The organism is Gemmobacter sp. LW-1, from assembly GCF_001303875.1.
Classification (GTDB): domain Bacteria; phylum Pseudomonadota; class Alphaproteobacteria; order Rhodobacterales; family Rhodobacteraceae; genus Gemmobacter; species Gemmobacter caeni.
Genome location: NZ_LJSC01000068.1, coordinates 1 through 10,114, shown reverse-complemented (window position 1 = coordinate 10,114; position 10,114 = coordinate 1). Strand labels below are relative to the sequence as shown.

Genomic DNA, 10,114 nt, shown 5'->3' with positions numbered 1-10,114 from the left:
CCGTCGATGGTCAGGACATCGCCCTGCCGGGACAGGGTGAGGGCGGAATCGGCGCGGAAGGGCGAGAACGAGATCTGCATGGGTGGTCCTCCTCAGAACCAGCGGCCGATGGCGGTCAGGCCGGGCAGCGAAAGGGTGCCCGACGAGGCATAGGAGAAGACGCGGTACTGCACACTGCCGACCGAGGGCGCGTTGATCCCCAGCCAGCGCGCCGCATTGCCGCCGCCCCCTGTCACCACAGGGGCGGAGAGGAACGAGGCCGGGAAGGTCCATGTCAGCAGGTTGCTGTGCATGTAGATCGGCCCGGCTGCGGTCGCGGCATCCACCCCGGCGGCAATGACCGTGCAGATCTGGGTGCCGTCAGCGAAGCGGACATATTCGCCATTGGCATTGCTGCCGCGTTCGATGACCTTGCCGGTCGGAACGCCGCCGGACTGGGAGACCGTCCCGAGCAGCGATCCCTGATGGAATTGCTCCACCCACGGTCCCCAGCCGGATGTGCCCCAGCTTCGGGAGAACTCCCGCAGGGCCGATGCGATGGAGGCGCCGCCGTAGCTGATGAACTTCTGGATCACGTTGGTGGTGCTGCGCGCCACCACGATCAGGGCGCCAGCACCGGAGATCCCCGGCGGGTAATTGTTCCCGGTCGTGTTGGCCGATGACGAATTGTAGAAAAGCCCGGAAGTCAGGATGGTATCGAGATTATCCGCAGCGGTCAGAGAAATTGCGGTGCCCAGACCGAAATCGCCAGTCTTCAGCAACCGCCCGGCGGCGGTATCCTTGTCGTTCTGGGTCACGGCGGTGCCGAGCAGCTTGCCGTTGAGCGTATAATCGCTGCCCGCCCGCGAGAGGGCAGAGCCGCCCAGCAGACCACGGGCCTGCGATGTCAGGTCTGCCAGTTGCGCAGAGCCTGCGCCATCGAACCACGGCAGCTTGTTCGCCATCGTTTCCAGCGCCGCAAGCGCCGAAAGATTGCCGTTCGAAAGCTCCTCCAGCAGTTCCCGCGCCGAGGCCAGCGCGCGGGTCATATCCGGCGTGAAGCGGACCTCGTAGTTCACAGCGGTCTGGGCGGCCCCCGGCCAGGGATAAGCGAGCGTGAGCGAGGTCGCGCTGTTGACGCTGGCGATCCTGACACTCAGCCTGGCCGCCCAGAACATGTCCCCTGCCTCCAGCCCGGCGGCGATCCAGCTGGTGCCGCTGCCGGTGACGGTGGTGGAGCCTGCCCCGAGGGTGACCGTGCCGGTGGCATAGCTGACGGGCAGATCAGGCATCGGGGGCCTCCTCCGCCGGAAGGGCGGCTTCCAGTTCGGTGATGCGGGCCTGAAGATCCGCGATGGCCTGCGCCTGGATCAGGCTGCGGTTGCGGTAATGCTCGACCAGGGCATGGGCCTCGGCAAGGGCGACGGCGGGATCGATGGCGACAGTGGTCATGGGGTCTCCTCCTGCGGCTGCGGCAGCCATTCCCCGCCGCGCAGAATGCATGTGGCGGGATCGATACCGGGCGGCACGATCACCGCGCCCTCCGGCACATCTTCGGGATTGGTGCATTTTCCGGTCACGGCGGGNNCCCGCCGCATCGGCCTCGGCCCAGACAATCATCGTGTCACTCCTGTGATGGTCATGCGCAGCCTGCGCAAGATCGGGCTGCTGACCGAGCCGGTCAGAATGCTGACCCGGTAGCGCACCCCGTCAAAATCGCCGTTGATCGAGTCGCTGTGGATGCGCATCAGCCAGTCCGTCGTGGACTGGTCGGTCCCGCCCAGCGTCTCGTAGCCAAGCCAGGTGCCGCCATCGCGCAGATCCCGCTCGACGCGGTAGCGGGTGTTGCCGTCGCCGGTCAGCTGGTTGCGGGTCTCCAGCTTGATATTGGCAAAGTAGATGGCATCGGGGGACAGGCCGGTCAGGGTGACGGTGTTCACCACACTCCAGGACCCCGTCGTGTCATTGGTCCAGTCGCCCGGCCGCGCGGTGACCGCCCGGTCAGAGACCGCACCGTCCTGGATCGAGCCGCGCACGATCAGGCCCCAGAACTCGGCAACACCGTTCCTGCGGATGCGCCAGCCCGCCGCGCCCGGGGCATAATTGTCGGATTGCAGCGTGCCGCCGAACAGCGCCATGCCGGCGGTGCTGAAGCTGTCGGTGTCGATCTTGTCGGCATCGATGTCGCCGGACTTGATCATCACCTTCTTGATGTAGGTGGCGCCACCTTCGAGCACGAAGGGCACGTCGCGCGCGTCGCCGTTGATGATGGCAAAGCGGTCGGCATTGACCAGCACCCGCCCCACGCCCGAGCTGGTGGCCTCCAGAAACAGCGCCGCCGTCTGGGTGGTGGCCCCGCCCGAGGCCGTGGCAGACAGGCCGATGCGCGAAGTGGCGCCGGAAGGCGTGGCCTCGACGCTGACCCGGAACTTTCCTGCCGCCGCGAACTTCCCCACATCGGCGCTGAGCGCCGTCAGGGCACCGGCATTGGCGGTGATATTGCCCTCCGCCGTCGTCACCCGCGTCGTCAGCGCATTCAGCGCCGAGGCCGGGGCCTTGCCCGCCAGATCATTCTGCAGGCTGGTGATCGCCGAAGACTGCGCCGATGTGGTGGACAGCAGATCGGGAATATTGCTGTCCTGCACCGAGATCCAGTTGGCCCCGCCCCAGCGGTAGCATTTGCTGTTGCTCGACGTGTCAAACCACAGATCGCCGATCCCGGGGCGTCAGCCCGGTCGGGCCATTGATCTGCCGGAAAAGGACCGTCAACACGAAGATCGTTTAGACGCTCCAACGCACCACTTCCGGCACCCCACCCAACGGCTCGATATTACTTGATTGAGTGGTGGCGAGGGGGGGATTTGAACCCCCGACCCCACGATTATGAGTCGTGTGCTCTAACCAACTGAGCTACCTAGCCACTGGCGCGGTTCCTAGTGAAGCCCGGCGGGGAGGTCAAGCGGGAATCGCAACTTTTCTCGCCTGCCGCTTCAGCCATGCGCCACGCGCGGCCGCCCCGAGGCGGTGACACTGAGCGTGGCCTCAAGGAACATGCGGTTGCCCTCCACCTCGGCCTCGCGGATGTCGCGGTGGGTGGCGATATGCACTTCCTCGGCACCGGCGCGGGCGGCGCGGCTGCGCGCCTCGTCGGCAAGTGCGGTCTCCAGCGCGGCCATGGCGGAATCAGCACTGGAAAACAGCACGTTGCCGGCGGGCAGATGGGCAATGAAGCGCCCTTCTCCGGGGCTGGTGACAAGGCCGGTGGCGCGCTGGCTGACCTGGCCGACCACGGCGCCAATGGCATTGGCAACCCCGGCATGTTCCGGGAGGATCATCCGGCTGCCAAGCCGATCCCCGACCGCGCCGTAATAAAAGGGCGCCGAGGCGCCGAGGCCGATCACCGGCACCGCCAGCCGCAGCCCGATGTCAACCACGCCGCGATGCCGCGCCAGCCCCTGCCGGGTCAGCAGGTGGCGCGCCAGAACTTCAGGCGCCTCACCTGCGAAAGCCGGATCTTCGGCGAAGGCGGCCTCCAGCAGGCAATCGACGGTTTGCGCGGTCAACTGGTCGACGATCATCCGCGCCAGAACCGCCGGATCGGTGGCGAAACGCTCGCCCCGCCCTGTCCGCCGCCGTCCCAACAGGCGCAGCGCCTTTTCAGAGGCCAAAGCATCCCAATCGGCCAGACCCCCCAGAACATGACTGGCATCCGAAGGGGTGACGCCGGAAATCATCACCAGCCCACGCGCGACCAGCCGGTCCATCGCCGCCACTTCCAGCCGCGAGGTGATCGGGCGGGCCATCGGCATCGGCGCGTCGATCCGGGCCAGCAGCGCGGCCTCCCGCGCGGTCAGCCCGCCGGTCTGGCCCTGCATGGGGATGACGAAACGCCCGTCGAAATCGCCCGACACCTCGGCCGACAACGCACGGTCCAGTGCCGCATGCACCATCTCCGCATGATCGACCGCCAGAAGCGAGACCGGCACCAGCCGCCGGGGGCCAAGCCGCAAGCCGCCCTCAAGCCCGGCTTGCAGCAGATGCACCTCTGAATCGCCACCAAGGCCGGTGGTGCGCATCGCCACGGCCTCCACCATGGTGCGGAAGCCGCCGACGCGCGCGCCCTCGGGGTCGATCTCGGGCAGGCCGTCTTTCAGAAGCGCCACGTCGGTGGTGGTGCCGCCGATATCGGAGACCAGCGCATCAGGCTCGCCCGTCAGCCAGCGCGCACCGACGATGCTGGCGGCGGGGCCGGAGAGGATGGTTTCAATGGGACGCTCCCGCACCATGGCGGCGGAAATCAGCGCGCCGTCGCCACGCACCACCATCAGCGGCGCGTCGATGCCGACAGCGGCCAGATGCCGCTCGCAGGCCGCGACCAGCCGGTCTATCATTCCGATCAACCGGGCGTTCAGCACGGCAGTCAGCGCGCGTTTCGGGCCGTTCAGCCCGGCCGAAAGCTCGTGCGAGCAGGTCACTGGCCGCCCGGTCGCGGCACGGATCGCGGCGCGGGCCGCGACCTCATGTGCCGGGTTGCGGGTGGCAAAACGGGCGGCCACGGCAAAGCCCATGACATCGGGCGCCAGCCGCGCAGCCTCAGCCTCCAGCGTGGCAAGATCCAGCGGTGCGGACTCGGCACCGGAATGTTCGTGACCGCCCGCCAGACGGATCACCGGATCACCGCCCAAAGCCTCGGTCAGCCCGCCACGTTCAAGATCGGCAGCATCGAAACCGATGAAGACCAGCGCGACGCGGCCGCCCTGCCCCTCGACCAGCGCATTGGTGGCAAGCGTTGTCGACAGTGACACCATGGCCACGTCGGCAGGCGCGACCTGCGCCGCCGCCAGCGCCGCATCGACAGCGCGGCCAATCCCGAGGCTGAGATCAGCGCGCGTGGTCAGCGATTTCGCCTTGCCCACCACCTGCGTCGCCGCTTCGTCCATGATGGCCGCATCGGTGTAGGTGCCGCCCGTATCCACGCCAAGAAGATATTTCATGTCTCGCCGTTCCTGTTCCGCCCCTTTCCGATAGCTGCGGCGCGGGGCAAGGTCATCCCCGCCTGCGACCCAAGATGTCGCAGCCGCGCCTCTCGCCATGGCCCATGGAGGCGGATAGGCTGCGGCAGGCGCGACGGGGGCAGGATGCAGGGTTTTCCGCAAACAAGGGATCTGGTGCTGGTGGGTGGCGGCCATGCGCATGCGCTCGTGCTGCGGATGTGGGGGATGCGGCCGCTACCCGGCGCGCGGCTGACCGTGATCAACCCCGGCCCGGTGGCGCCCTATACCGGCATGCTGCCCGGCCTGATCGCCGGGCATTACCGGCGTGACGAAATCATGATCGACCTTGTGCCTCTGGCGCGTTTTGCCGGGGCAAGGGTGATCCTGGACCGGGCTGTGGGGATCGACCGCACCAGGCGCCATGTGCTGCTGGAGGGGCGCGGGCCGGTCGCCTATGACATCGCCTCGGTCGACATCGGCATCGGCTCGGGCCTGCCGGACCTGCCGGGCTATGCCGCGCATGGCATTTCTGCCAAGCCCTTGGGTGCCTATGCCGAGGCGTGGGAGGCTTTCGTCACACGCGCCCTCCCCGCCCCGCGTGTGGTCATCGTGGGGGCCGGGGTCGGCGGGGTCGAACTGGCGCTGGCCTCGGCGCATCGGCTGCGCGGTGCTGGCGTAACCCCACAGGTCACGCTGCTGGAGCGCGAGGCAACCGCCCTTCCCCATATCGGCACCGGTGCGCGTGCCGCGCTGATGGCGGAACTGATACGCGAGGGCGTGACACTGCTGACCGGCGCTACGCCCGCGAAGATACGGGCTGAAAGTGTGACCCTGACCGACGGGCGCGAGCTGCCCTCGGATTTCACGCTTTCCGTCGCCGGGTCACGGCCGCAGGGCTGGCTTGCCGATACCGGGCTGGACCTGCACGACGGCTTCATCACCGTCGGCCCGACGCTGCAAAGTTCTGACCCCGCGATCTTCGCCGCAGGGGATTGCGCGCATCTGTCCCATGCACCGCGCGCCAAGGCCGGGGTCTTTGCGGTGCGCGAAGCGCCGGTGCTGCTGCATAACCTGCGCGTGGCGCTGGCGGAAACCGGCACGATGCGCCGCTATCAGCCGCAACGCGATTACCTCAAGCTGGTCTCGACCGGGCGGCGGAATGCAGTGGCCGACAAGTTCGGGCTGCGGCTGACACATCCGCTGCTCTGGCGCTGGAAGGATCGGATCGACCGCACCTTCATCGCGAAGTTCACCAGCTATCCCGCGATGCCGGTGCCGCCACTGCCGCAACCGGCCGCCGCGGGCCTGGCCGAGGCGCTGGGGCCCAAACCGCTCTGTGGCGGCTGCGGGGCGAAAGTGGGCGCGGAGCCACTCGCGTCGGCGCTGGCCCGCCTGCCCGACACGACGGACCCGGATATTGTCACCGGCCCCGGCGACGATGCGGCGGTGATCCGGCGCGGCACGGGCTTCGAAGTGCTGACAACCGATCACCTGCGCGCCTTCAGCCTTGATCCCGGCATCATGGCCCGCATCACCGCCCTGCATGCGATGGGCGATGTCTGGGCCATGGGTGCCACCCCGCGCGCCGTACTGGCGCAGATCACCCTGCCCCGCCTGTCAGACCGGCTTCAGGCCGAAATGCTGGCCGAGATCATGACCATGGCTGGTGCCACCTTTGCCGAGGCGGGGGCGGCTATCATCGGCGGGCATACCAGCATCGGTGCCGAGCTGACCCTGGGCTTCACCGTCACCGGCGAGGCCGCGCAGATCCGCCGCAAGGGCGGCGCGCAACCGGGCGATGCGATCCTGCTGACCAAACCGCTGGGCACCGGCACCATTCTGGCGGCCGAGATGGCGGGCACCCGTCTGCCCGGTGGCCTGCTGGGGGATTCCTATGCGGCGGCGCTGGCCTCGATGACCACGGCACCGCTGGCGGCGGCGAGGCTGCTCGCAGCCGAAGCCCGCGCCCTGACCGATGTGACCGGCTTCGGGCTCGCCGGGCATCTGCTGGAGATTTGCGAAGCCTCGGGCACCGCCGCTGACCTGCGACTGGCGGCATTGCCCCTGCTGCCCGGCGCCGCAGCCCTGGCATCGGCAGGTGTCGCCTCGTCGCTGGCGCCTGCAAACCGGGCTTTGCTGGTCGGGCGGCTGGACGCCCCTGCGGATCGCCCCGAAACCGCATTGCTGTTCGACCCGCAAACCTCCGGCGGCTTTCTTGCCTGCCTCCCGGCCGGGCGGGCCGAAAGCGTGCTTGCGGCTCTTCATGCAGAAGGCAGCCCGGCCAGCCTGATCGGCCATATCACCGATGGCCCGCCGCGCATTACCGCGCGCTAAACACACTGCCCCGCTGATCCGGGGGAAGTGGTAGGCCCGGAGGGCTTGAGCAACACCTGAAAAATCAAGGCGCTAAATCGGCGAACTTTGGTTTTCTGCCTGTTGAATCTAAAGCGAAATTTTCACGCTTGGCGAACCTGAGCGGGTTCACTGAAATGGAAAACCCCGGCGCGCTGGCGGGCGCGACCGGGGCTAAAGAACAGTCCGAGCGGGACGTGCAGCAAGATTACACCATGCGCCGCGAGTGGGCAAACACTCTGCGCATGGTCATCGAGAATTGCGACCCTGCCGACGCCGCGCTGATCATGTCCGACGCGCTGGAACGGATGCGCCCCGGCGCCCCGGTTCCGCCGCTGTTGAACGCGCTGGACGAGGCGCGCACCTGGGCGGAATGGGCCACCCCGTTCGAGCGCAAAGCTTTCTGCCTCGCCAGCTTCAACGCCCTGTCGCCCAAAGAACAGGCCGGGTTCCTCGCCCATGTCTCGGGGAGGGCTGCGGCATGAAACACGCGACCTTCCCCCAGACCGGCGAGCGCAGCGTGGCGGAATGCCTCTACTGGCTTCCGACCATCGCCAAGACCGCAACGAATGAATGGGCGCAGACTTTCGCGGCCAGCATCATGGCGCAGTCACGGCGGCGGGGGTGGAAACCTACGCCCAAGCAACTGGCGATGATGCGCCGCATGGTCGCGGAACTGTTCGTGCATCGGGCCGATGATGACGACCTGCCAGTGATTGAGTGACCGAGCGTGCCCCCGCGTCTCGGGCACGGCGCGGGGGCTTCACCCACCAGTGAGCAGACCGGCACAGACCGGGCACATCACATAGCCGCCCTAGCCTCTGACCGCTGAGCGAAATCAGCGGGCTTATGACGATCCGGGGACTACCCCACCCCGTGCAGAACCGGCTCCTTCTGGGTCTGCACAGAAACGCGACGATGATACCCACCGGCTGGTGAACCTGATGCTGCGGCGCAGGGTGACAGATCGGGGACCGCACCAGAGCAAGGCTGCAAAGGGCGGGCTGCGTGTGAAGCGCAGGGGGAAGCGGCTGGCCCCCGATACAGGGCATCGCGTGGATACGGATCGAGGAAGCGAAGGGCCTTCTCCTGCATGGCGGGGGGAAGGTGCGGGGGCCGGATTCACGTCTAAAATGTTATGTGATAATATAACACAAATAGCGAGCGAGACTGAGGAAATGACACTGGCAAACGACCTGCTGACACAAGCGAAGCTGCACGCCCGTATCGACTTTGACGACGATGATACGGACATGCTGCTTATGCTGTCGGCTGCGCTTGGAGACGTGGCCCATGCGGCGAACGTGACCCTGCCCGAGACGCTGGCCGAACTGTCCGACGATCTGGCCTTTGCGATCATTGATCAAGCGGCGCTGCTATACGACAACCGGGCCGGGGCGACCGAACGCGAGCGCCCGCTTGGCCTGTCGCTGGCCGCGTCGCGCATCTGCGCCCGCTATCGTGGTGTGTCTCTGGGCGAGGTGCCCGAGGCATGACCGAGCAAGCCCCCAAGCGACCGCGCGGCAGACCCCGCAAGAATGGTCCCAATGCCCCGGTTTCGACTGAGACCCGGACCGGCGGTCTGGATTTTCTTTTCTCTCCCCCGAAAAAATCCGGGGGGGAAATTGCAGAGACGGCAATCGAGTTTCTGCAAACGCTGATCATTCCCGAGGGGCAGCTTGCCGGGCAGCCGGTGAAGCTGGCCGAGTATCAGAAGCGGTTCATCCGGGGGGCGCTGGCCGATGGCATCATGGTCGGGGTGCTGTCCATCGGCAGGGGCAATGCCAAGACCGCCACCTCGGCGGGCATCGGTTTGGGCGCGCTTATGGGCGTCTGGGATGACCAGCCGAAGCGGGAAATCATCATCGCGGCGCGAAACAGGGACCAAGCGAAAACCGCCTTCGGCTTTGTGGTCGGCTTTGTGCAGGGCTTGCCCGAGGCGGAACAGGAACTGTTCACCATCCGCCGCGGCTACAAGCTGGAAGTGGAATACTCGGCCAATGGCGGCGGGCTTCTGCGCGTCATTCCGGCAGACGGCAAGTCGATCCTCGGCGGTGCCCCGACACTGGCGATTCTGGACGAGCGGGCGGCATGGGAGCGCGACAAGGGCGACGCGCTGGAAAACGCCATTCTCTCGGGCCTTGGCAAGCGCAACGGGCGCGCGCTGATCATTTCCACCAGTGCCCCGGATGACGCCAACACCTTTTCCAAGTGGCTGGACGATCCGCCACCCGGCACCTATCGGCAGGAACATCGCCCGCCCTTTGGCCTGCCTGCTGACGATCTGGAAAGCCTGCTGGAAGCGAACCCCGGCGCGGCTGAGGGCATAGGCGCAAGCCCGGAATGGCTGGTGGCGCAGGCGCGCCGGGCGATTGCGCGCGGCGGATCGGCGCTGGCCTCCTTCCGCAACCTCAACCGTAACGAGCGGGTTTCGACCGAAGATCGGTCGGTGCTGGTGACAGTGGATGAATGGCTCTCCGCCGAGGTGGCGCCCGATGATCTGCCCGAGCGGGCCGGTCCCTGCGTTCTGGGCGTTGATCTGGGCGGCAGTCGCAGCATGTCGGCGGCGGCATTCTACTGGCCGGATACCGGGCGGCTGGAGGCTGTCGGCACCTTCCCGGCCTTCCCTTCGCTGCAAGACCGGGGCGAGGCTGACGGCGTGTCGGGCCGCTATGTCGAGATGAACGAGCGGGGCGAGTTGTCCACCATGGGCGAAAACACGGTGCCGCCCGGCCCGTGGCTGGCCTCTCTGGTGAAGCTGGCCGATGGCGCGAACCTCGCCTGCATCG

At 67.2% G+C, this 10,114-nt stretch carries 9 protein-coding genes and 1 tRNA gene; 5 read left to right on the top strand and 5 right to left on the bottom strand.

Annotated features, from left to right (window positions below; translation table 11 throughout):
• Positions 1 to 92: 92 nt before the first annotated feature.
• The 5 genes from AO684_RS20845 to AO684_RS20830 all read right to left on the bottom strand — a co-directional run bounded on the left by AO684_RS20845 (position 93) and on the right by AO684_RS20830 (position 4,973).
• A complete protein-coding gene (locus AO684_RS20845; protein ID WP_054304659.1) occupies positions 93 to 1,271 on the bottom strand; it encodes a pyocin knob domain-containing protein in 1,179 nt (392 codons plus the stop codon).
• On the bottom strand, positions 1,264 to 1,431 hold the full coding sequence (locus tag AO684_RS21945; RefSeq protein ID WP_161806037.1) for a hypothetical protein: 168 nt from the start codon (positions 1,429 to 1,431) through the stop codon (positions 1,264 to 1,266). The genes AO684_RS20845 and AO684_RS21945 overlap by 8 nt, the downstream gene beginning before the upstream one ends.
• A gap of 164 nt (positions 1,432 to 1,595) precedes the next feature.
• Positions 1,596 to 2,624 (bottom strand): hypothetical protein, encoded by a 1,029-nt coding sequence (locus tag AO684_RS20840; protein ID WP_054304658.1) that lies wholly within the window; start codon positions 2,622 to 2,624, stop codon positions 1,596 to 1,598.
• Between the two features lie 198 nt (positions 2,625 to 2,822).
• Positions 2,823 to 2,899, bottom strand: a tRNA-Met gene (locus tag AO684_RS20835).
• Positions 2,900 to 2,969: 70 nt separating this feature from the next.
• Positions 2,970 to 4,973, bottom strand: coding sequence for a hydantoinase/oxoprolinase family protein (locus AO684_RS20830; protein WP_054304657.1), 2,004 nt, complete (start codon positions 4,971 to 4,973; stop codon positions 2,970 to 2,972).
• A 144-nt stretch (positions 4,974 to 5,117) separates the two neighbouring features.
• Here AO684_RS20830 and selD point away from each other — a divergent pair, with 144 nt between their 5' ends.
• From selD to AO684_RS20805, 5 genes are all read left to right on the top strand, one after another.
• The gene (gene selD, locus AO684_RS20825; RefSeq protein WP_054304656.1) at positions 5,118 to 7,307 is read left to right on the top strand and encodes a selenide, water dikinase SelD; all 2,190 of its coding nucleotides are present in this window, start codon (positions 5,118 to 5,120) and stop codon (positions 7,305 to 7,307) included.
• A gap of 128 nt (positions 7,308 to 7,435) precedes the next feature.
• Positions 7,436 to 7,810, top strand: coding sequence for a hypothetical protein (locus AO684_RS22105; RefSeq protein ID WP_152968502.1), 375 nt, complete (start codon positions 7,436 to 7,438; stop codon positions 7,808 to 7,810).
• Positions 7,807 to 8,049 (top strand): hypothetical protein, encoded by a 243-nt coding sequence (locus AO684_RS20815; protein WP_054304655.1) that lies wholly within the window; start codon positions 7,807 to 7,809, stop codon positions 8,047 to 8,049. Before AO684_RS22105 ends, AO684_RS20815 begins: the two co-directional genes overlap by 4 nt.
• Before the next feature lie 454 nt (positions 8,050 to 8,503).
• A complete protein-coding gene (locus AO684_RS20810; RefSeq protein WP_235451338.1) occupies positions 8,504 to 8,821 on the top strand; it encodes a head-tail connector protein in 318 nt (105 codons plus the stop codon).
• Positions 8,818 to 10,114: terminase large subunit domain-containing protein (locus AO684_RS20805; RefSeq protein WP_200907844.1), on the top strand; the 1,297-nt coding region annotated here is incomplete at its 3' end. The genes AO684_RS20810 and AO684_RS20805, both read left to right, overlap by 4 nt.